At 58.3% G+C, this 22207-nt stretch carries 20 protein-coding genes; 3 read left to right on the top strand and 17 right to left on the bottom strand.

Annotated features, from left to right (window positions below; all coding sequences use genetic code 11):
* Nucleotides 1-3: 3 nt before the first annotated feature.
* The 14 genes from HY751_09290 to dnaN all read right to left on the bottom strand — a co-directional run bounded on the left by HY751_09290 (nucleotide 4) and on the right by dnaN (nucleotide 13478).
* The gene (locus tag HY751_09290; protein MBI4666588.1) at nucleotides 4-930 is read right to left on the bottom strand and encodes a TIM barrel protein; all 927 of its coding nucleotides are present in this window, start codon (nucleotides 928-930) and stop codon (nucleotides 4-6) included.
* A 59-nt stretch (nucleotides 931-989) separates the two neighbouring features.
* Entirely contained in the window at nucleotides 990-1379 is a 390-nt protein-coding gene (locus HY751_09285) for a DUF3568 family protein (GenBank protein MBI4666587.1), read from the bottom strand.
* 67 nt (nucleotides 1380-1446) lie between these two features.
* Nucleotides 1447-1746 (bottom strand): YggU family protein, encoded by a 300-nt coding sequence (locus HY751_09280; GenBank protein ID MBI4666586.1) that lies wholly within the window; start codon nucleotides 1744-1746, stop codon nucleotides 1447-1449.
* Nucleotides 1747-1765: 19 nt separating this feature from the next.
* Nucleotides 1766-2074 (bottom strand): YggT family protein, encoded by a 309-nt coding sequence (locus HY751_09275; GenBank protein MBI4666585.1) that lies wholly within the window; start codon nucleotides 2072-2074, stop codon nucleotides 1766-1768.
* A gap of 37 nt (nucleotides 2075-2111) precedes the next feature.
* Complete coding sequence (proC, locus tag HY751_09270; GenBank protein MBI4666584.1) at nucleotides 2112-2927, bottom strand: pyrroline-5-carboxylate reductase; 816 nt, start codon at nucleotides 2925-2927, stop codon at nucleotides 2112-2114.
* A gap of 4 nt (nucleotides 2928-2931) precedes the next feature.
* Nucleotides 2932-3621: a YggS family pyridoxal phosphate-dependent enzyme gene (locus HY751_09265; GenBank protein ID MBI4666583.1), complete on the bottom strand. Its 690-nt coding sequence runs from the start codon at nucleotides 3619-3621 to the stop codon at nucleotides 2932-2934.
* Nucleotides 3622-3681: 60 nt separating this feature from the next.
* Nucleotides 3682-4236: a GspH/FimT family pseudopilin gene (locus HY751_09260; GenBank protein MBI4666582.1), complete on the bottom strand. Its 555-nt coding sequence runs from the start codon at nucleotides 4234-4236 to the stop codon at nucleotides 3682-3684.
* 226 nt (nucleotides 4237-4462) lie between these two features.
* Nucleotides 4463-5353, bottom strand: a complete 891-nt coding sequence (locus HY751_09255) for a prepilin-type N-terminal cleavage/methylation domain-containing protein (protein MBI4666581.1) — start codon at nucleotides 5351-5353, stop codon at nucleotides 4463-4465.
* A 40-nt stretch (nucleotides 5354-5393) separates the two neighbouring features.
* Nucleotides 5394-9209 carry a DUF4114 domain-containing protein gene (locus tag HY751_09250; protein ID MBI4666580.1) on the bottom strand — a complete coding sequence of 1272 codons (3816 nt, stop codon included), beginning with the start codon at nucleotides 9207-9209 and terminating at the stop codon, nucleotides 5394-5396.
* A 15-nt stretch (nucleotides 9210-9224) separates the two neighbouring features.
* Entirely contained in the window at nucleotides 9225-9977 is a 753-nt protein-coding gene (locus tag HY751_09245) for a hypothetical protein (GenBank protein MBI4666579.1), read from the bottom strand.
* Nucleotides 9978-9993: 16 nt separating this feature from the next.
* Nucleotides 9994-11220, bottom strand: coding sequence for a PilW family protein (locus HY751_09240; protein MBI4666578.1), 1227 nt, complete (start codon nucleotides 11218-11220; stop codon nucleotides 9994-9996).
* Between the two features lie 34 nt (nucleotides 11221-11254).
* Entirely contained in the window at nucleotides 11255-11761 is a 507-nt protein-coding gene (gene pilV, locus HY751_09235; protein MBI4666577.1) for a type IV pilus modification protein PilV, read from the bottom strand.
* A 192-nt stretch (nucleotides 11762-11953) separates the two neighbouring features.
* Nucleotides 11954-12352 (bottom strand): hypothetical protein, encoded by a 399-nt coding sequence (locus HY751_09230; GenBank protein MBI4666576.1) that lies wholly within the window; start codon nucleotides 12350-12352, stop codon nucleotides 11954-11956.
* A gap of 25 nt (nucleotides 12353-12377) precedes the next feature.
* Nucleotides 12378-13478 carry a DNA polymerase III subunit beta gene (gene dnaN / locus HY751_09225; GenBank protein MBI4666575.1) on the bottom strand — a complete coding sequence of 367 codons (1101 nt, stop codon included), beginning with the start codon at nucleotides 13476-13478 and terminating at the stop codon, nucleotides 12378-12380.
* A 743-nt stretch (nucleotides 13479-14221) separates the two neighbouring features.
* On the opposite strand from dnaN, the gene HY751_09220 reads away from it, so the two are divergent.
* The 3 genes from HY751_09220 to HY751_09210 are packed head-to-tail and all read left to right on the top strand — an operon-like array spanning nucleotide 14222 to nucleotide 20008.
* Complete coding sequence (locus HY751_09220) at nucleotides 14222-16084, top strand: serine/threonine protein kinase (protein ID MBI4666574.1); 1863 nt, start codon at nucleotides 14222-14224, stop codon at nucleotides 16082-16084.
* Nucleotides 16085-16112: 28 nt separating this feature from the next.
* A complete protein-coding gene (locus HY751_09215; GenBank protein MBI4666573.1) occupies nucleotides 16113-19364 on the top strand; it encodes a fibronectin type III domain-containing protein in 3252 nt (1083 codons plus the stop codon).
* Complete coding sequence (locus tag HY751_09210; GenBank protein ID MBI4666572.1) at nucleotides 19361-20008, top strand: hypothetical protein; 648 nt, start codon at nucleotides 19361-19363, stop codon at nucleotides 20006-20008. The genes HY751_09215 and HY751_09210 overlap by 4 nt, the downstream gene beginning before the upstream one ends.
* On the opposite strand, the gene HY751_09205 is transcribed toward HY751_09210, so the two are convergent.
* The 3 genes from HY751_09205 to HY751_09195 form a co-directional block, all read right to left on the bottom strand.
* Nucleotides 19989-20795 carry a hypothetical protein gene (locus tag HY751_09205; protein ID MBI4666571.1) on the bottom strand — a complete coding sequence of 269 codons (807 nt, stop codon included), beginning with the start codon at nucleotides 20793-20795 and terminating at the stop codon, nucleotides 19989-19991. The genes HY751_09210 and HY751_09205 overlap by 20 nt on opposite strands.
* Nucleotides 20792-21550 (bottom strand): enoyl-ACP reductase, encoded by a 759-nt coding sequence (locus tag HY751_09200; GenBank protein MBI4666570.1) that lies wholly within the window; start codon nucleotides 21548-21550, stop codon nucleotides 20792-20794. The genes HY751_09205 and HY751_09200 overlap by 4 nt, the downstream gene beginning before the upstream one ends.
* Nucleotides 21551-21627: 77 nt before the next feature.
* On the bottom strand, nucleotides 21628-22200 hold the full coding sequence (locus HY751_09195; GenBank protein MBI4666569.1) for a hypothetical protein: 573 nt from the start codon (nucleotides 22198-22200) through the stop codon (nucleotides 21628-21630).
* Nucleotides 22201-22207: the final 7 nt, after the last annotated feature.

Below are 22207 nucleotides of genomic sequence, written 5' to 3'. Positions count from 1 at the left end.
TTATCAACCCGCCCGGGCCGCAAGCCATTCCAGCCCGGCTTTTGCCTGGGCGGGGGTTACGGTTTCACGAAGCTCCAGCACCCTGGCGGCGCCGGGGGCAATATAACGCTCCACCATGGAAAAATCCACGCAACCCTCAGCGCCGGAAGGAGGCGCCAAATGGTCGGTATAACGCTCCACATCGTGCAGATGAACCCCGGCCATCCGGCTGGAAAATTCTTTCAGCCAGGCGGAGTGGCTGATCATGCCAAGGTTTTCCTGCGCCTGGGCGTGGCCGGTGTCGTGCCAGTATTTTATGGGGCCGTTATCCAGCCGCAAAAATATCACGGCCATCTCCTCGAAATTTGGGTATTCCTCCATGTAATAACGGTTCTCAAGGCATATATCCACGCCGTTTCTTGCCGCTTCCCCGCCTATTTCATCCAGGGACTTCAGGAGATTTTTGAAGGTGTTTCCCCTGCTTCGCAAACGGTCTGTTTTAAACTGGCCGATCCGTTTTTGCCCCTCCGGCGTATGCAGGGTTCCATCATCGTACATCCGCTGGATTATGGGCGTCACCCTTTCCATGGGCGTTTTGCCGCAATGCAACACCACGTTTTTTACCGCAAGCCGCGCCGCTGTCCGGATGGTATCTATCACATCGGCAACGGCCATGCGGCGCTCATCCTCCGAAGCGGAACTGACGGAATACCGCTCCGCCTGACGGGTGTCTTGCTTGCCTTCCACGGCCGGGCATACGGCGTGGATGGAGACAATCCCCATCCCCCGGGATCCAAGCGCGGCTTCCACATGGCCCAGCATGGCCGGTGTCAGCCGGTAATCCAGCTCCACGGCGGCGGCGCCGATGCCCGCGATGCCACTGATTATTCCCGCCCCGTCGTTAGAGACTCTTGATAACCAACAGGTGGAAACACCCACTACCCCGCTCATATAACTGACTCCGTTTATGAATGGAGGCCGGGCATGGGTTTTTTCAAAGCTTTCAAAGCCTACTTGAGCGCCCTGGCGATTTCTTCATGGACCCTTTCGGAAATGCCCCTGTTGCCCAAGGGGCCGGCGCGGACGGTGACCTTTGTTTCGTTATCCGTCCACCGTTCCATGATGATTATCAGCTGGTCGTTCTTCACGGCCATCTTGGCTTTTATGCGCCCGTTGAACTTGTCGTGTTCCTGCTCTATCACCGGCAGGTTTAAAACGCTCAACGCGTGCAGGGCGCCCTCCCAAGTGGTTTCCATGGGCTGGTGGTAATTGCGGGTGAGGTTCCCATGGGTCCACATATACGCACCCGCCGCTCCGGCCCCGCCTGCCACAAGGGCGACGCAACCATACAATGGGGCCATAACCAGGGCCAGTAGAGCCAGTTTTTTCTTTACTCCCATTACCATGCCCTCCACGGTGAATTTTTATCTGAAAACAAAAGCCGGGCCGCCTAATGGAGCGGATGGCTCACCTGTCAATTTTAACGGTTATCGAGGCCGCGTTAATCCCGGATATCCTCACGGTCTTCCGTTTCGATGTTTCTCCAGCGATTATAGCCACTGCCGATTTCGGCACACCGATAAATTTTGATAAAAACGCGATAAGCTCATCGTTAGCGGCGCCATCCACCGGCGGGGCCGCCAGGCGCACTTTCATGGCGTCGCCGTGGAGCCCCATGAATTCCGACCGGGAGGCCCTGGGCGCCACGTGGACAATGAACCTTACGCCCTCTTTTCCCTCTTTAATATCCAGCTTGCCCTGGGGCATTGTCGCGGTAAACCTTAAGTTACATGGGCGAAGCGTTAAGCATAAGCCCGAACTGCATGAGGGTTTTCACCACGAACCACTGGGTAAAATAGATGACCATGATAAGGATCAGGGGCGATATGTCCAGCCCCCCCATGGGCGGCAGGGCCCGGGCGATGGGGAAAAGCACCGGATCGGTGATCCTGTGCAGGAACTGGACGATGGGATTGTACGGGTCCGGATTGACCCAGGATATGAGCGCCCGGATAATGACTATCCACAAATATAACGTGAGCGCGATGTTTAGCACCTGCGCCAGAGCCACAAGAAGGTTTCCCAAAACGAACATTTCCGCTAATACTCCGCGTTGATTAAAAAAGACGGCGTTATTGCCCGCCCAACTCTTTAGACCGTTCCGTCGCCGCTTCCACGGCCCTTATCAAGGCCCCGCGCACGGCCTCTTCCTCCAGCACCGCAAGCCCGGCTATGGTGGTGCCGCCGGGGGAGGTGACCCGGTCTTTCAGCGCCGCCGGATGCTCGCCCGTGGACTTTGCGAACTTGGCGGAGCCGTACAGCGTTTGCAATGCCAGCACCCGCGCCACATCCCGGGGGAGCCCCACGCGCACGCCCGCGTCTATGAACGCCTCCAGGAAAAGGAAAACAAAGGCCGGGCCCGAGCCGGAAAGGCCCGTCACCGCGTCCATCTGCTTTTCATCCACCACCACCGTTTCGCCCACGGCGTCGAAAATCTGCCTGGCCATGGCCACGTCCATCTCTTCGGCGTCGCCCCCGGCGCATATGGCAGTGGCCCCCTGCCCCACCGCCGAAGGCATGTTGGGCATGGCCCGGATTATCCGGGAGCCGGAGGGGAGAAGCGATTGCAACGTCTCCATCTTCACCCCGGCGGCGATGGATATGACCAGTTTCTTCCGGCTTATCTTTCTGCCCAGGGTTTTTAACACACCGGAGAGAATCTGCGGTTTTACGCAGATAACCACTATGTCCGCCTCGCTTACGGCCAGGGCGTTGTCCATGGTGGCGCGAACGCCCAGGTCAGCGGCGATCTCTTTTAACGCCCCCTCTCTGGGGTCTGTGGCGATTATCCTGGAAGGGTCTATCAAACCCGACCGGGCCAACCCCCGGATAAGGGCCGAACCCATGAACCCGGCTCCGATGAACGCCGTTGTCTTGCTCTTTATCATCTGGTTATCCCCTCTCGCCGAAAATGGCGCTTCCCACGCGAACCATGGTGGCCCCTTCTTCCACGGCCACCTCAAAATCTCCTGTCATGCCGGCGGATATTTCATCCAGCCCCGTGTTTTCAATGCCGATTCTATCAAGGTCTGCCCGCAATTCCAAAAGGGCGCGGAAAACGGGGCGTGAATCCTCCGGGTCGTCCGAGAACCGGGGGATGGTCATAAGCCCCTCAATTCTTAATCCGGGCAGGCGCGACGCGGCCTTTAAAATGTCCGCCGCGTCCTGTGGACGGCATCCCCCTTTTTGCGTTTCGCCGGTAAGGTTTACCTGAAGAAGGCCCCGCATAACCAGCCCCTCACCCAGTGACCGGCGGGATAATTCCTCCATAAGCTCCAGCCGGTCCAGGGAATGGATCAGCGAAAACAGGCCGGGGCAATATTTGGCTTTGTTGGTTTGCAGGGGGCCGATCATGTGCCATTGGGCTTTAGCCCCAATAACATCAAACTTCCTGCGGGCTTCCTGTACGCGGGACTCGCCCAAATCCAATACCCCGGCTGATATAGCCTCCGCCGCCCGCTCCACATCCACGGTTTTTGTGACGGCGATAAGCCGCACCGAAGACGGGTCTCTCCCCGCCCGGCCCGCCGCTGAGGCTATTCTGCGCCGGATATGGGCCACGTTGCTCGCCACCGGTTCCATCGCGTTAAATCGTAGCCCATCGGGGGCCGCGATTCAACGCCTATCAATGGCGGCCGGTTGTTATGGGACCGGCTCTACCCGCGCCGCGCCGCTCAATATCACCACAACACTGTACTGGCTCGGGGTGGTGGTGGCCAGGCTGTCCACGGTGACGGTTACCGGCGCCGTGACACCGGTCATGGTGCCGTCCGCCCGCATGGTTGCGGTGGTTATCGCTCCAGCCGCGTCGGTGACGCTTGCGATATACGCCCTCGGGTATTTCATGGGTATCGTTACGCTTTTCAACAGCGTATCCGCCGCGTCCAGATTTCCGTTGCGGTCCACATCCAGATAAACGTCGATTTTGGACGCCGTGCTGGAGCCTATGCCGCTGAAGGAGACAAAAGCCCTCACGTTGTTGCGGGCCGCTTCGGACCTGGCGTACTGGAACATCGAAGTGACTTCGCTTGCGGCGTTATTAAGCCTCCAGTTGGGCAATGTGCCCTGCAAAGACCATACAGCAAGACCGATAATCATTGAAAGTATCCCGATGGTGACCAATAGCTCCACCAGCGAGAATCCGGCGCGTGAAACAGCCGCGCGATTCCTTGATTTTCTCCCCCAAGATAACTTCATCCAGGCTCCCTCCTTTTGCCCCCGGGTTTTCCGGTGGCGCTAATCGCTGGCCTCTAAAGTTCCCTCATGACGGATATTTTCTTATTACCCCCTAATAAGAATATCGTCCCTTTTTAAGCCAAGCAGTGCAACTATTAGATTCATATAAAATACATTTAGATTCAAACAAAAAACCCGCCACCCTCGCAGGCGGCGGGCTGTAAAAAACCAGTAAGCCGAGCCAGCCTTAAGGCAATGGAACAAGCCGGCCCACGCCGCCGCGGGGCAGTATCACCTGGTAACTCTGTGGCGATAACGGAACCACGCTCGATATGGTCACACCCACGGGCAGGTTATTGGAGCTAACCGAGCCGTTCGGGTTGAAAACCACCGAGGGGTTGGTTCCGGAACCGCTGTTGTCCGATTTATCATCCGACTTGTCGCTATCGTCCGACTTGTCGCTGTCATCGGATTTATCACTATCATCCGACTTATCCGAACTGGAATCGTCCGACTTATCACTGGAACTATCGTCCGATTTATCCGAACTGGAATCGTCCGACTTGTCGCTGGAGCTGTCGTCCGACTTATCACTGGAACTATCGTCCGATTTATCCGAACTGCTGTCGTCCGACTTGTCGCTGTCATCGGATTTATCACTATCATCCGACTTGTCGCTATCGTCCGACTTGTCGCTGTCGGCGCCTTCGCTTTCACCTTCTCCGCCGGAAGAGCTACTGCCACCGGAGGAAGAACTGCTTCCCCCGGAGCTGGCGCTGGTGACGCCGTACTCAACATTGGCGATGTACGCCTGAGGGTAAAGGCTGGTTACGGAGACGCTCTTTATTTTCGTGTCTCCCCCGTCCAGCTGGCCGTCACGGTTGTTGTCCACGTACACGTTGATCTTGGAGTTGGTCACGCTACCTACGTTGGCGAACTCCACCAGCGTGGGCGTGTTCATCCTGGCCGCTTCCGACCGGGCGTATTGCACCACCGACACCACCTCATTGGAGGCGCCTTCGAGCCTCCACTTGGGCAGGATGCCCGCCATGGACCAGACAGCCGCGCCCAGCAGGACGCCGATGATACCGACGGTCACCAATACTTCCGTAAGGGTGAACCCGCCTTTCGCCCTCATTCTACGTAAAGGGCCGTCTTCCGCGCTTCCTCCTTTCCCGTTACTGCTGACTGATTTCCCGCCACATGTTGATCTGAACATCTCCTGCGCCTCCTTGTTGAACTTGATTCTGGAACGTATTCCCCCCACGGCCCTGCAACTGACCGTTGGCGGATTTAAAATAAAGGTGCTCGTCGTCCACCAGCGGGGAGGTGGTTATGTTGCCCACCGACTCGCTGTAAACCGTAGCGCCCGTTTTAATATCCAGGGCGTATATGCCACCCACGCCTCCGCCCGCGGAAGAAACCGCAGGTGAGCACGGGTCTTCAGTGTCCGCGGTGCTGGTGCCGAAGTAAACCCGCCCGGCGGTGGCGAACGCCGAGGCGTAAACCCTTTGGCCCGGGGGAAGCTGGAAGCTCCACAGCATGGTTCCGGAGGCGCACTGGCCCTTGTCCGCTGTGTCGCTTACGGCGTAGAACCAGTAGGTCTGGCCCGTGTCATCCACATAGTAGGGGCTGTCGGAAGTGCCGAACAGCACCGTAAGGTTGTATGCCAGCGTGCCGTCGGTCTGGATGGTGGACTGGTTGGAAACCGCCGGCGAGGCGTAAATGGGCTGGCCGGCGTTGAACAGGGTGCACACGGTTATGTCCCCCGCCGAGGAGTTGGGATTGTCCGGCAGGGTGGCCTTGTACATGAAGCCCTTGTCGGTGCCGATATACAGCCTGTCGTTATACCCGTTCCCGTCGGAGTCTATTATCGCCGGCTGGCCGGAGGGGGTGCCTCCAAGGCCCGAAGCCCCGGCCGAATCCAGGAATATCCTCTTGAGCACTTCGCCGGTCTCCACGTCCAGCATATAGATGGAGGGGTTCAGCGTGGGATCCTGGTTTATGCCGGACACGAAGAACACCACCCATTTCGGGCCGGAGGAGGTGTATATCCTGCCGATGGAGCCCACCGAGGGGGAGGAGCGCGACCGGTAGAGGTCCGGGTCGGCGTACTCCCACAGGAACGTGGGCGTTGTGGGGTTGGTGATGTCGAGCGCCGTCACATGGTCCCCGCCGTTGCCCTCCGCGTGGATGAGCACGGTATGCCATGTCCCGTCGGAGAACTGGGCGAACGCCACCGATGGCGAGGCGTCCACAAAAGCCCTGTCCTCACCCTTCAGCTTGTTGTTCTTCAACTTGGCCAGCTGTTCCACCGGTACGGCGGCGAAAGTCTCCGCGCCTGTGCCGTAGTTCGGGGATGTGGAGCTGGAGAGGGTCGAGCCGCTCCTGGTTTTCCAGTCGTAATACCCGCGGTTGATGGTTATCTGCACCCCCGTTGGCGTGGTGTAGTAAGGGAACTTCGCGCCGGAGGCCGAAGTGAAGGTGTTCGGATTGGTGGCGTCCCGGAACTTCTCCAGGTCCACGGTGCCGGAGCAGGTGCCGCCCATCAGGGATTCGTCGATGAAGAACGGCCTGAACTCGCCCGAATAGAAAGAGTGCAACATGCCGTCCCTGGCGCCCACATACGCCTCGGTGCGCCGGGTTCGTTCCGTGCACCGGAAGGTGTCGTAAGCGTCCTTGATGGTCTGCGTCACCGCCGTGCCGAAATACCAGCCCGGCACGCCCGGGGCGCCCACCACCGCCGGGGCGCTATGGTCTATGGCCCCCAACAGCCACTCTTTCTTTGTGGTTGCGGTGGAACCGTTCGTCCAGCCCCGGACCCATTGCGTCAGCCAGTCGGCGTCCGCTTCCAGCGTACCGTCGGCGGTGGAGGCCGTTCCGCTACTGTTGAAATCGTAGGTGTAGTGGAAACCGGTTCCATCGTAGTAGCTGGAGGAATCCAGCGCCAGCTTCTGGTATGTCATGTTGGCGGTGTTAAACGCGTTCATGGTGGAAGAAGTGACGTAATACTGGTAGCTGGCCGTTATGGGCACCCCCACGGACGGGGCGCTGTTGAACGTGATGCTGTACGCTCCGGTGAAACGGTTGATGGTTCCCGTGCCGGTCAGGTTACCCTCCAGCTCGGTGGTGCGTTTGTCAATGAAGGTTTCGATGCTGTCGGTTATGGACAGCGTTGAATGCACCAGCGGTTTCTGGGCCAGCGTGCCGGAAAAGGTAGTGGTCACTCCGTCTCCGGTGGCCAGGGCCTCCCCGGCAATTGCTGTAACGGTTATGTCCGGGTATAGCACGGTCCGGGAGTTGGGGCTTCCCGCGGTAAGCACCGAGCCCGCGTCCCAGTTCTGGACGATGCTGTATCCGGCGGAGGTGGACGTGGGGTCGTACAACCGCTCGGAGAACAGGTGGCCCCTCAGCTCCTTGTCGGTCCAGGTGGTCGCCGGGGTTTCAAAGGTGGCGGTGTACATCACGTTACCCAGCGAAGTGGGGGCCGAGCGGCTGAACTGCTGGTTCTTGGCCGCTTGGAACGACAGGGACACTTCTATCGTCTCGGGCTTGCAGGCGTCGTCTTCGGAGACATATTCACCCTTCCACAGAAGCTGTCGGCCCGTGAGCCCCAGTTCCGAGAAGCTTATGGTGCCCTGCCGCCAGGTTTCCTCGGGCGTGCCGTACACCCAGCCGGTCACCGTGGCTCCGATTGAATCAGGCGTCTTTATCTGGTCCCAGCTGGTCACTTCCACCCAGGTGACGCCGTTGTCTATGGAAAGGTAGTACCTGATGGAAGAGGCTTTGCCGTTGCAGGTGGGCATCTTGTCCCGCACCGAGAAGGTAACCTGCGTAATATAGGCGTCCGCGTCTGTGGGGCTCATGGCCTGGGTGGACTGAAGCTGGGCCATGCCGCCGGTCTTGCGCTGGATATATATGACCAGGTCGTTGAAATCCGCGTCACCGGCGCCGCTGAGGTCTTCCATGCCAAGGACCCACTTGAACGGGTCGGTTGGCGGGGCGCCCACGATGAAGTGGTTATATTTCTGCCCGTATGTATATGTGTTTGCCACGGAACCCGAAAGGGTTGTGGCGTGATATGTGGACAAACGTGTTTGCGGGGCCGTGGGTATCCAGCCCTGGCTCCAGGTCCTGGGATTGGGAGCGGAGTTGTAAGTGGTGGTACCACCGCTTTCCGGAGAAAGCTGGTCGAGCAAAAGGGTCTGCGTGAGCTGGCGGTAAGTAGAGCCGCTCACCAAACTTTTCTTGTTGTTGTTGGAGGGGTTCCATGTGTCCCCGCTCCAGTTGTTCTTGGAGTACCAGGGGGTGGCGGTGCTACCGTTGGGAAGCAGGAAGAATACTATTTCAGTGCCCCCCACAAAATGACCCATGTATTTGCGCATGTCCCGGTTGTCCACGGCGCCGTCATTGTTGGGGGAGTAACCGTAGGTTGTAAGCTGGGCCTCGGTAAGACCGGAGGAAGTGCCCAGCAATGTGCCGGCGCTGTTGTAATAGTTATCAAGAATGCCGTTGCCGCCGTCGCAACAGCTGGCGCCGTCGTCTTTTATGGACCGGTACAGGTAGTTAAGGGTCACCCCGGCGCTGGTGAGGGAAGCCCATGACAGCGGCCCGGCGATGGGGTTCCCGGCGTTAACTTTCTGTTCGGCCTCTCTCAACAGGAACCAGCCGAAGTGGGACACATAGCCCGCGCCCTCGGAGATGTAGGTCGAGTAGATGTCCTGCTCGAAGGGGACTACCACACTGCTGGGATTAAGGGCGCTTTGCCCGGTTTCCAGCTGGAGGTTGCCGCTGGCATTGACGCCAACGCCGTTCAACGAATAGTTGGAAGCGTTAAAAGATCCCGCCGTGGTGGAGGACGAACCGCCCGCCACGCACCCTGTGGCCAAAGCCTGGGCATGGGCGCCGGGAACCGGCCAAAGGGCCATCCCCGCAAGGAGAAACGCCGTTACGGTCCTGGATATAAACGATTGTCTTAATCCTGTCCGGTCCATGATAATCTCCATTCCTTATATCGTGGCGCCGCCAGCCAGACTGCCGGCGTCTATTTCGTTCACGTCCACTGCGGTGGAAGTTTTTCCCTCATTGGCGAATTCCTGGGACAGCCCCGATATGAGGCCTATGGAGTTTCCAGCGTTCCCGTTAACCGTTACTTCCTGCACGGCGTAGGCCAGCGCGTCCGTTGTGCCCGCCACATAGGCGTAAGCCTCGGAGCGGACGTAGATGATGCTGTCGCAATCGGTGGTGGCGCTGGTAACGCCTGTGCACGGGGCCGTGGTGTTGCTGGATTCGTCGTTGTTCCAGGCGGTCACTGTGTAGCTGATGTCCAGGTTGCCCTGGGTAAAGGTCCTGCTTACCACCTGTGTGCCGCTGGTCAGCCATGCGCCGCTGGTTACCGTGCCCGCGCCGGTGTCGCACCCCTGGCAGTAATAGTTTGAGGCCGCCGGTAGCGTGGCGCCGTTGAGCAGGAACGACCACACCGGGGGTTGGCCCATGGCGATGTTCACCTTGTTGGTGGTGTCCGCCGCGAACAGGTTCTTCAACACCTGCAAACCGTGGTGGATGCCACCTTCCGCGGCGAAGAAGATGTTGGCGTTGTCCCGGATGTTAGTGGATATCCTCTGCTCCATAGAGGCGCGGGTGGCCGAAAACAGCCCCAGCGCCGTTATCATCGCCAGGAGGAGAAGGGCGGTGATCAGCACCGCGCCACGGTTGGAGCGCGCCGGTCTTTCAGAGTAACGCTGGAATAACATGCTGTTCATGATTTTTATCAAACCTCTAGTCGTTGCCTAAGTTTCTCAGGCGCACGGTTCTGGTCATCACGCGCCTGCGGTACCGGTCCCCCCCGGCGGCTTTGGTTATGGTGCTGTTCTCCAGGGTGGGGGCCACTTCCTGCGCCTTGCCAATGTCTTCCCTGGTGGCTTTCACCATTATGTTTAACTTGACCATGCGGATGTCCGCGGCGTTGGTAACGCCGTCGCCCCACTCCCCAGACTGGATAACGCCATCGCCGCTGGAATCTTCACCCACGGAGAACTGGAGGTCTTCCACATAGTTGGAGATAACCTCTTTGCGGCCCCCCAGGGTGTAACGCACCAGCCGGGGGTTTGCGGTGTCGGAATTGTCCACGTAAAAATAGGTGTCATACCCTATGGTTATGCATACGTCTTTATTGTGCACGGAGGTGCAGTCATGAGGGCGGTTGGCGCAATCGCTACCACCTGGGGCTCCACCACCACCGCCTGGGGCTCCACCACCGCCGCCTGGGGCTCCACCACCGCCGCCTGGGGCTCCACCACCGCCGCCGCCACCGGCCGCCGCCCAAGCCTCGCCGGTACTGAACAGGGAGGCGTACATCGTGTCTGGCGCAAGCGGGGGGGCGTAGCCGTAAACCGTGGAGTCGTCGCATGTGCCACGGTTGTATTCGATAAGGTTCTCGGCCCCGCCGCTTACATACCTGCCGCCTGTGATGTTCTGGGTGCACTGGTTCGAAGAGGCGGCGCATTCATATATAAGCACCGTATAAGGATCCAGCAAGGCGTCCACCTCGGACTGGCCCAGGTTTGTGGTGTATCCCGGCAGGCCCACCAGCTTGTTGGAGGGGACTTGCACGTTGGCCGCGTTGGCGTTGAAACTGGGGATTGATATAGGCTCCGGGATGACTGAATAGAATATCTCCACGATGTCCGTGCCGGGTTTTACGGTGAGGCTGGCCTGTAGCTCGGAATAGGTGGAGCCGTTCACCGCGGCGGTGGAGGCGTTGTCCCAAACGTTTACCGGCAAGCCGGGCGACCCGGCCCCGGCCATCCGAAGCTCCTTGGCCATCATGTCCACCCCCACGCGGCCGTTTTCCTCCATCTGGGTCATCTGCCGCACCAGCTCGTAGGCTATCCGGTTGCTCCGGAACATCTGGACGGCGGCCACCAGCACTATAACCCCCATGGCGGCGGCTATGAGCAACTCTATGAAAGTGAACCCGCCCCTGCCAAATCTGGATTTCATCATTGTCTCCCGCGCTGTTCCCGCTCCGCTTATAAGGCTATTTGTTCTTGTAGATTATGTTGGTCATCTGGCACTGCTCGGTTTTGCCTTTCCGGTTCCAGGTGACGTTGGCCGTTACCGTGTCCACCCCCGCCAAGGGCGAGTCCGGCTGGAAGGTTATGAGCATCTGGGCTTTTTCCATTTGCATGCCCATGGACTGGGAGGCGGCCACATATTTCTGCATGGCGGCGGTAAGCTGGTTGTAATCCGCCGAGGCTTCCGAGCCGGAAGGGGGCGATGGGCTTTCAGGATCCACCACCATGGTGCCGCCAGAGCTGTATTGCTCGATGATCTCCACGTTGGACTGGATCCTGTCCAGCGCGTCGAACGCCAGGTTCACGCACGAGTCCAGGTTGCGCGCCTGATATTCTCCACCAAGGGAAGCCGACTGCATCGCCGTGGCCCCTAAAATGCCCACAGCCAGGATGACTATGGAGACAAGAACCTCGATGAGGGTGAATCCGGATGTGTTTGTGTTTCGGCGGGGCCTTGCGCATTTTCCCATCACCGCCGCCCGGACTGTCTTTGAGTAAGACATCGTTTCCTCGCCTTCTTAAAAAGGGCACACTATTGGCGGGGAATGGGGATGACTTTAATATAACCCTTTTCAATAACAGTTAAATAGACATTTGGCCGGAAACAGCGGTTTTTTCCATATTTTTTAAGAAATTTAAGGGCGAAGAGCGTTCTTGCGGGGTTAGTGGCCGGATTTGGAGAGCATTTCCAGCGTCATGGAGGTGGTGGATTTGGGAGAAATGTCCAGAAGTTCTTTCAGCTGTATCATCACCACAGGGTTTTGGGTGAGATGTTTTTTAAGCAGGGAGGAGTTTAACAGCTCCATGATTTTTTCTTTGTGGTACATGGTGTCCAGTTTGGTTCCACGCACCAGCTGGACCGCCTTGGCGGTGAGCACCGCTATGGCCCCGGCGTAGGCGGGCACGTCCCGCTCCAACAGGTTTGGGACATCTTTTAGCTTGTCCACCTGTTGCAGAATGCCATGCTTCTCCGCTGTGTTCGGCAAGGGCCGGAGAATTTCCAGCATGTACATGGCCCAACTGCGTATATCTTTTAGATACCGCTCTTTACTTCCAGCCACAATAACCCGCCGGTCAGCCTTTCTGTTACAGCCTCATGGGCATAACGATGGACATCAGCCCCCGGTCCACCACGGAGGTGGCCAGCACCGGGCTTAAAGGATCCTGAAGTTTCAGGAGCACCTTCTCCTCACCCATGGCCGATAACATCTCTATTATATAATGGGCGTTAAGCCCAATCTCAAGCTCGTCGCCGGTAAATTCTATCTCAAGCTCGTCCTTGGCCTCGCCAAGCTCGCCGCCTTCGCTGGAAAGCTCCACCTTGCCGCTTGCGAAACCAAGCCGGATCATGTGCGACTTCTCATCGGCCAGCGTGGCCACTCTCTTGAGGCTGTGGGAGAACTGGGCGGAATCTATTACCGCTTCGCGGGTGGCCCCTTTGGGTATCACCTGCTCGTAATTGGGGAAGGCCCCTTCGATAAGGCGCACAACCATGGTCTGCCGCCCCTTGGCGAACACCACGTGGTTGTCCTGATGGGCGAACTTCAACGCGTCGTCGCTTTCGCTGATGAGTTTCAGCAACTCCGCCACTGCTTTCCGGGCAATGATGGCCCTTACCTGCTCTTTTACACCGAAAGCGCCATCCCGCTCCACAAAGGCCAGCCGGTGCCCGTCGGTGGCAACCATCCGCGCCCGGGAAGGGGTTATCTCGAAATAAGCCCCGTGAAGGGTCATCCTGGTTTCGTCCTGGGAGATGGCGTACTGGGTTTTGGAGATCATTTCCTTGATCATATCCGAATCCAGCGCCACAAGCCCGCTCTCCTCGAACGCCGGGAAAGAGGGGAACTCGTTGGCGTCAATCGTGGCCAGGTTGAATTTGGACTTGCCGCAACTCACCCTCAGCCTTTCATCCTCGTCCAGCCTTACCGAAATGTCGCCACCGGGTAGCTCTCGGACTATGTCATGCAGTTTCCTGGCCTGCACCGTGACCCGGCCGGGCCGGGCCACATTGGCCGGATATGAGCCGCGAAACCCTATGTCCAGATTTGTGGCGAACAAAGTGACCGCCGACTCTGAAGCTTCCAGAAGGATGTTGGCCAAAATAGGCATGGTTCCCTTTGGAGAGATGAAACCCTGCGCTCTTTGAAGGCTTTTGAAGAATTCGTCACGGCTGATAGTAAATTCCATGGGCCAGCCCGCCTCCTCAATGGACTTTGAAATATGTATATTGCGAATAGCGACCCTATCTTTAGCGCTATTTCGACCCATTGCTTTAAGTTGTAAAAGATTACCAGCTTTAAATGGGGGTGTCAACGATAGTGAAATCCTTTATTGCCAGTGGGTTTAATGGGCCTGAATCGGCGTTCCAGCGGGCCGCCGGATACTAATTAATTGTAAAAGTTATTAGGGAAAAATTTAACCGGATCAAGAGAAATCCGTGGTCAGCGACCACGGGGAAGCGGCGGGCAGAGAGGGGCCCGTGGTCAGCGACCACGGGGAGGCATTTTAAGAAGCAACCACGGGGAAGCGGCGGGCAGAGAGGTGCCTGTGGTCAGCGATCACCGGGAAGCATGGGAAATAGGCCGCCTTCTATGCTTCACCGGGGTCGCCCGACCCCGGTCTTCTCCACTCCGCGCAGAAATCCGTGGTCAGCGACCACGGGGAAGCATTTTAAGAAGCTACCACGGGGAAGCCGCTTGTAGCCCCGTGCATCGTCCGGCTACCGAGGGGGAAATTGTTTCATTCATCCTCCTTCGTTCATCTGGCAATTGGCTGGACACCGCAAGACCCCATGAAATATACTTTCATCTCGGGTGGCGGTTTGTTTTTACGTCAGTTTTGGCGCAATGCCGCACGCTGGGGGCAGTACATACCGGCGTGACCGGCGCCGGGTGGGGAAAAGCCATAAATTAACTCATCAATCCAGGGGTATGGCGGAAATCAGGAAGCTTGGCCGTTACGAAATCCTGTCCGAACTGGGCCGGGGCGGCATGGGTATCGTATTGAAAGGGCGCGACCCCCATCTGGACCGCATGGTGGCGCTCAAGATAATCAAGCTCGACGAAATGGGCGACTCCATGACGGAAAAGGAGTTGCTGGAGCGGTTTTACATCGAAGCCCGGGCCGCCGGGAAAATCCATCATCCCCACATTGTCACCGTGTATGACATCGGCGAAACCGAGGGCAAGAAATTCATCGCCATGGAATACGTGGAGGGGCGGAACTTGGCGGGCATCATCGCCGGGGAAGGGCCCCTGCCCGTGCCCCGCGCCGCAAGATACATCGGCCAGATAGCCGATGCGCTGGCCCTGGCCCATGAGAACGGCATCGTACACCGGGACATCAAGCCGGGAAACATTTTGGTGGACACCACCGACCAGGTGAAGATCACCGATTTCGGCCTGGCGCGTCTGCAATCCGCCGGGTCGGTGACGCAAACGGGGCACGCTGTGGGCTCGCCTTCGTACATGTCGCCGGAGCAGGTGCAGGGTTTGCCGGTGGACGGACGGTCGGACATATTCAGCCTTGGGGTGATGTTCTACGAGATGCTCACCAAGAAGCGTCCCTTTGAGGGGGACTCGCTTACGGCGGTGATTTTTAAAATAATAAAGGAAATCCCCAAGCCCCCCAGCCATCATGTGGACACCCTGCCGCAGGCCATAGACAGGATTATCGAAAAGATGATGGCCAAAGACCCGGAAGACCGGTACACCTCGGCCCGGGAAGTGGCCAGGGATTTAAGGCAGTTCGTGTCGCCCGCCACGCCGTTCCCCATATCAGATTCGGACAAGCTCAAAACGGTGAACATAAAAGCCCCGGACGTGACGGTGAAGATAGACTCGTCCAGCCACCAGGTGGAACCCAAAGGGAAAAAGAAAACCGGAGCCGTAGTGGCGTTGGGGGCCGTGGCGGCGCTTATGGGCGTGGCGGCCATATTGATATTGCGGCCCGGCGGGAAAGAAAAAGAAACGGTTTCTCCCGCGTCCCAGTCGGTTGTGGCGCCAGCCCAGCCTTCAGGCGCCCCGCCAGCGGTGGAAGAAAAACCTGCTCAACTTGCCACGCTTATGGTTACATCCAACCCATCAGGCGCCGTGGTGAAAATAGATGGCGCCGAAAAAGGCAAAACCCCGTTGACCCTCGAAAACCTTCCAGCGGGCCGCCGCAAGGTTGAGTTGAGCCAGAAAGGGTTTAATCCCTCGCAGGAGACCGTGGCTCTGGTTTCAGGAGAGCAAACGAAACTGGACGTGCGTCTGGAGCCTCTGTCCCCGGCGCAAGGTGTTAAACCAAAACCTGTTGGGCTCTCCTCTGCCGTGGCTTCAAAATCCCCTGCCAGTTTTGGGGCCATATCGGTTACGGCCATACCTTGGGCCAACATATACGTGAACGGGCAGGACATGGGCGTAACGCCCAGGACGCTGGAAAAAATCCCCGAGGGCAAGGCGGAGGTGCGGCTGGTCAATCCGGCTTACAGGCCGTACAAGACAACAGTGTCAGTCCGCAAGGATGACAGGGCCGAGGTCGGCCATATCTTTACCGAGGCCGAGGAGATTGGCGGGGGTGAGCGGGGGACAAAAGAGGGAAGCGAGGAAGGCGCCTATGGTTCCTTGAAAGTTTCTTCCACCCCGCCGGGAATAGTGTTCGTGGACGGCAAACTGTATGGCAGGACCCCTGTTTCCGTGAACGACATTCCCGCGGGGACGCACAATCTTGTAATCAAAAGGGCGGGCATGCCCGACCATAAACGCAAAGTTGAAATAACTCCCGGCATCACGACGAACATAGCGGTAGAATAACCGGATAGACTGGGAGGTGTAACAGCTGATGCGCTTGCCACTGATAGTTTTGTTCCTTATAGCTTTTCTGGCCATCCCGGCTTTTCCGGCGTGGTCTCAGCCCAATGGGGAAGACCCGCTGGCGCAGGCGGAATCCTATTACCACAAGGGGCGTTTCAACGACGCCCTTTCGGCCATCAACGATGCCTTGGCAACCCTGTCCGACGATAAGGCCAAGGCCCGGGCCCATTTACTGGCGGGCATGGCCCATTACGCGCAGAACCAGCAGGAGACGGCCGAGGAGGAATTCAAGAAAGCCGTCCTGTTAGACCCCCATCTGAAACTCTCGGCCAAGAAATACCCGCCCCAGATTGTGCGGCTGTTCAACCAGGCCCGGGCCAGGCACCTGGGCGCGGTGGTCATCCTCACCCAGCCCGCCGACGCGGAAGTGTACATAGACGACAAGCTGACGGGACTTACGCCGGTGGTGGTGGAAGACATGCCAGCCGGCCCGCACAAAGTGAAAATAGTCAAACAGGGCTATCGCGCCGAGGAGCGGGAGATTACGGCCCGCGAATCGGAACGGATAGAGTTTTACCTGGAACTCAACGTGGCCGACGAGACGCCGCCGGTGATAGAGCACAAAGCCGTCCAGAATGGGGTGGAGGGTAAATCGTTACGGGTGAAGGCGCAGATTACCGACAACATCGGCGTGACCGAGGCGCGGCTCCATTACCGTTCGCTAAGCGGAACTGGCGCCTATGAGTCCACCCTGATGGAGCAGTCCGCCCTGGGGGTGTACGAAGGCGTTATCCCCGGCGAGAAAGTGACCCGCGAGGGAGTGCAGTATTTCATCATCGCCAAAGACACCGGCGGCGCGGACACCTATGAAGGCTCCGCCGAGCGGCCTTACGATGTGCGCGTGACGGAGCTGGACAAGGAACCGCCCAGGATATTCCACACACCCGTCACCGCCACGTCCGACGCCTCCAAACTTGTCATCCGCGCCAACGTGCGGGACAACAAGGCGCTGGCCTCCGCCAGGCTTTATTACAAGCGGGGGGAGGACTCCACCTATCTGCAAGAGCCCATGAAAGACACCACCGGCCTGGGGGACTACGAGTTCACCCTGCCGGATGTTTTCATGGCCGCAAGAAAGCTCCAGTATTACATCGAAGCGATGGACGCCGAGGGGAATATCCAATACTCAGGGCGCCCGGGAGCCCCCATAAACGTGACGGTGTACAAGGTTTTGCCCCACATGGAAGGGTTCGTGGTGGAGCGTAAACGGGAGGGTGAAGGTTTCGGAAAGACCGTCACCGTGAACGTGGGGACATTGAAAGGGGTGGACAAGGACAAGGTGTTCACCGTGTTCCGCGCCAGCGAGAGGGTGATGGACCCTGTCAGCGGCATGGTGCTTTCCATCAACCAGGTGATAACGGGGAAAATAAAAGTTACCGTGCCCGGCCCCGCCTCTTCCCAGGCGCGGATAATCCGGGAGACCGAGCGTAACAGCGTGCAGAGCGGCGACATGATCCGCATGCGGACCAGCGCCCCCACCGGCGTGGGAGGGTACTCGAAGCGATACCGGGAAATAACGGTCCGCTGGAACATGAACCCCGAGCCGGAGGTGGAAGGGTATGTGGTGTACCGGTCGGATAATTCCAAGGGCCCCTTCGAGGAGCTAAGAAAAATCAGCGGCCGCGAGAATGTGGAATATCTGGACAAGGGCGCGGGCAAGCTCAAAGACGGCCAGAACTATTACTACAAGGTTGTGGCCTATAACGACGAGGGAGAACGGAGCGAACCGTCCGAAGCCGGCAATGTGGTGGCCAAGGGAGGGCCGAACCCGCCGTTGTCGCTTTTGGCGGAGTCGGGCCTTATCCGGGAGATAAGGCTTGCCTGGGGAAATAGCGACGACGAGGACACGGTGGGCTATAAAGTGTTCCGGGGCGAATCGGAGACGGGCGAGTTCGCGGAGATAGCCGATCTTTCGGAAAGCGCGCTGGGTTATGTGGACAAGCCCCGGGAGAGGGACAAGCATATTCTCGAAGACGGGAAAACCTACTGGTACCGGGTGGTCTCCTATAACCGGGACAAGAAACCTGGCAACCCCACAACCCCCGCCAGCGCCGCCTCCCGCGCCAAACCACCGGCCCCTACGGGGGTTTCGATAGCGGCTTCGGGGGTGCGGACAGTTTCAGTATCATGGGATAAAAGCCCGGATCCGGATGTTTCCGCTTACCGGATTTACCGGCATACCGCGCCGGACGGAGTGTTCATGGCCATAAAAGAGCTTTCCGGCAGGACCGTCACCGAATACACCGACCAGGACAAGAGCGGCGACAAATTAAAAGACGGACTGGCTTATTACTATCGCGTTACGGCGGTGAATTCCGGCGGAGCCGAGTCGGAGTTGTCCGCTCCGGCCAAGGCGGAAACACTTGGCCCTCCTCCTGGCCCTTCGGATGTGAAGGCGGTGTCTGGCCTGGTGAAACAGGTGGCGTTAAGCTGGGCGCCGGTGGCCGGAGGTGAAGTGGCGGGTTACTCCATCTGGCGCGGGGAATCGGCCCAGTCGTTGAAGAAGATCAAAAGCATCCGCGAACCCAAAGCCAGCCAGTATAAAGACACCGGCGAGTGGGGCTCCCGGATGAAAGACGGGGCGGAATATTTCTATGCCGTCCGGTCGTTCAACGTGGTGGATGTGGAAAGCGAGATCAAAACCGTGGTTTCCGCCCGCACCAAACCGGCCCCGGCCACGCCCACGGGGTTGTTCGCCACCCAGGGGGAGGCGCGCAAATCCACGGTGAAGTGGAACGCCAACCCCGAGAAAGACATTGTAAGCTACAGGGTGCTTCGCGCCGCCAGCCGTAGCGGGTCGTATTCCTCCATCGGCACGGTGAAGGAGACCTTCTATGAGGACGCCGGGTTGAAAGACGGGGCCACTTACCATTACCGCGTCCAGGCGCTGGACAAGGACGACCTGATGAGTCCCGAGTCCGATGCCGCGTCGGCTACCACCAAGGCGGCGCCCTCCATGCCCAGAGAGCTTACAGCCACAGCGGAACGGGCCAGCGTTACCCTCAGCTGGAAGCCCAATCCGGAAACGGACATTGACCATTACACCATCTATTCCGCCGGGTTCTTCGGTAAGCAGAAAGTGGCGGACAGCAAACAGGCCACTTATAAAGTGAACGGGCTAAAGCCCGACACATCGTATTCGTTCGTGATCACGGCGGTGGACAAGGCCGGGCTGGAAAGCGAAACCTCCGCGCCGGTGAACGTTACCACGTTGAAGTGAAAACCCCGGAGGCGCCAAACCGCCGCGCGGTGAAGATAGGCGGAAGCCTTGGCGGGAACGGGCGGCTTTCAATGGTGGCCCGCGCCGTGGAACAGGCGGCGGTAACGGCGGAACTGGTGGTGATACCCGGTGGCGGTGTTTACGCCGATTTCATCCGTGGAAACGGCGGCGGCGAAAAAGTGGCCCATGTGCAGGCCGTGCTTTCCATGGCCCAGTACGGGTTTGAGCTTGTATCGTTGATCGGCGGGGCCGTGGCCGTTCACGACAAAACCCAGACCCAACAGGCCTGGACGGGGAAAAAGATACCGGTGTTCATCCCCTACCCTTACATTCTTGACGCCCATGAAATCCCCGAAACGTGGGAGGCCACCTCGGACACCATATCCCTTCACATCACCCGCGCCCTGGGGCTTGCAAACCTGGTACTGGTGAAAAGTGTGGACGGAGTTATGGGAGCCAACGGCTCCCTGATGGACGAAGTGGACGCTGGCGCCCCAGTGAATACCGGTGTGGTGGACCCGCTGTTTTTCGATGGCGTTGAAAAGGGTGTAACGGTATTCATCGTAAACGGCCTTCACCCCGAAAGGTTAAAGGCGGCGCTGGCCGGGCGTGGAACGGTGGGGACTAAAGTGACAAGGCCGTGACCCCGGCATGGTCTTTAGGCGGGGCTGAAAACTCCACAAGCTTTCGCCGGATGGACATGGCTTTGGCCCCATCCACCCCCACGGAACCGCGCCCGCCGTTTTTTACGATAGCCGAGCGGAACCCAACATAATCCGCTCCCGCCGAGATGGCCTGTTCCACATCACCTATTCCCAGCGAACCCGCCAGCGCAACGAAAAGGCCACGGTTTTTCGCATCGCGGGATATGGAAGCCAGTAGTGGCGCCGGGATATGGTCGAAAATGGTCCGGCCGTCTTTCACCATGGTGTCCAGCAAAATGCCCTGCGCCAGGGCGGATTGGGCTATGCCGGGCAAAAGCTCCGGCGTTACGGCGCCGGGCATCCGGGCATCGGCGTAAACCGCCGCCACCAAAGCCGTCCGGCGCGGCAACGATTGGCGCAGGAGGGTCAGCGCGAAAAGAGCGTCCTCCGGAGCCAGGGCCGACAGGGCTATTTTAACGATATCCGCCCCGGCTTCCGCCATCTGCCTGCCGAGCTTGTGATAATCCCCATGGCGCGTTAAAGCGTCTCCCAGGCTTGCGGAGATGGTTTTATGCCCATGGCCTGATGAGATTAACGTCTCTTTTGTTAATTTAACCAACGCCGTATCCGGGGCGCCCAGGGGGCCTTTGGAGGGATCTTTCAAGTCTATGACATCGGAGGCGGGGATGATGTCCGGAACTTCTTCCGGCGCGATAACGGAAAAAAGGATTTTTAACCGGCGCCCGGGGATTGCCTGGGCGCCTCTATTGTTATCGTAACCCGTCACACACCCGTAACCTGGTAGCCACAGTCCACGAAAAGATTATCGCCGGTGACGCCGGTGGACAGGTCTGAAAGCAGGAACAGGCCGGCGTTGCCGATCTCCTCAAGGGTGACGTTCCTTTTGAGAGGAGCCTTGGAGGCGTTGATGGAGAGCATCTCCTTAAAATCGGAAATCCCGGCGGAAGCCAAAGTCTTCACCGGCCCGGCGGAGATGGAGTTTACCCTGATGTTCCTCGGCCCCATGTCCACCGCCAGGTAGCGCGTGGAAGCCTCCAGCGCCGCCTTGGCGACACCCATGGCGTTGTAGTTTGTGACCACTTTCTGCGACCCGTAGAAAGTCAGCGTAACCATGGAGCCGCCGTTGGGCATAAGGTCCGCCGCGCGCCGGGCCATGGCGGTGAACGAATACACCGATATGTCCATGGTCATAAGGAAATTACTGCGGGTGGTGTTGTAATAGGGGCCTTTCAGCTCGTTCTTGTCGGAGAAGGCCACGGCGTGCAGAAGAAAGTCCAGCGAGCCGAAACTCTCCCTGGCCATGTTGAAAACCTCGTCCATCTGCTGGTCGTTCTGCACATCCATAAGGTGCACGAACGTGGAGCCCACCTCTTCGGCCAGGGGGCGGACACGTTTTTCCAGGGCTTCCATGGCGTAGGTGAAACCGAGCTGGGCCCCCTCCCGGGCAAGAGCCTTGGCGACGCCCCATGCGATGCTACGCTCGTTGGCCACGCCCACTATCAGCCCTTTTTTACCTTCCATTATCCCCATATGCAGATGTCTCCTCCCTATTTTGTTACAACGTCATTTCCAACGAAGCCTGTCAGGCTTTACAGCCCTTAGTGCATCCCCAGTTTGGATTTTATGTAATCAATAAGCGATTTTGGCGCCAGGTCGTGATACACAAGGTAGTCCTCAAAGCGGTAGATTTTCTGTTCCGCCAGGGCCTTGGTCAACAAGGCCGGGTCTATCTTGCGTTTGGCCAGAAGCCAGTCGCCCAATCTCAGCGCGTTCACCTTGTTGGCGAACAGCTTGCTGAAATTCTCCTTGGTCATTATCCCCAAGTCCTCCATAACCGACACCACGTTGGTATCGGAATGGGGATGGGCCATGATCTGGTTGAACTGTTCCCGGTTCAAAAACCCCTCGTCTTTGAGGCGGGAGCAGAAGTCCAGGTATAGCTGGTTGTGTTCTGTAAAAAAATCGTCCACAACCTGCCGGGGCAAATATCCGCGTTCCACCAGAATGTCGCCCAGATATTTTTTCCCTCCCTTTTCCAGATCGGCCCGGAAATCCAGATATTCCTTGACCTGTTCCTGGGTCAGTTTGCCGTTGTCGAGCAGGACTTTGGCGAGCTTGGCCTCGTTGGGGTCAAGGCTTTCCATATCCAGTTCCGGCGATGACTGGCTCACACTAAAA

It is taken from the genome of Nitrospinota bacterium, assembly GCA_016208975.1.
Classification (GTDB): domain Bacteria; phylum Nitrospinota_A; class UBA7883; order UBA7883; family JACRLM01; genus JACQXA01.
Note: the sequence above shows the minus strand (reverse complement) of the source record. Positions and strands in the feature narration are given on the sequence as shown.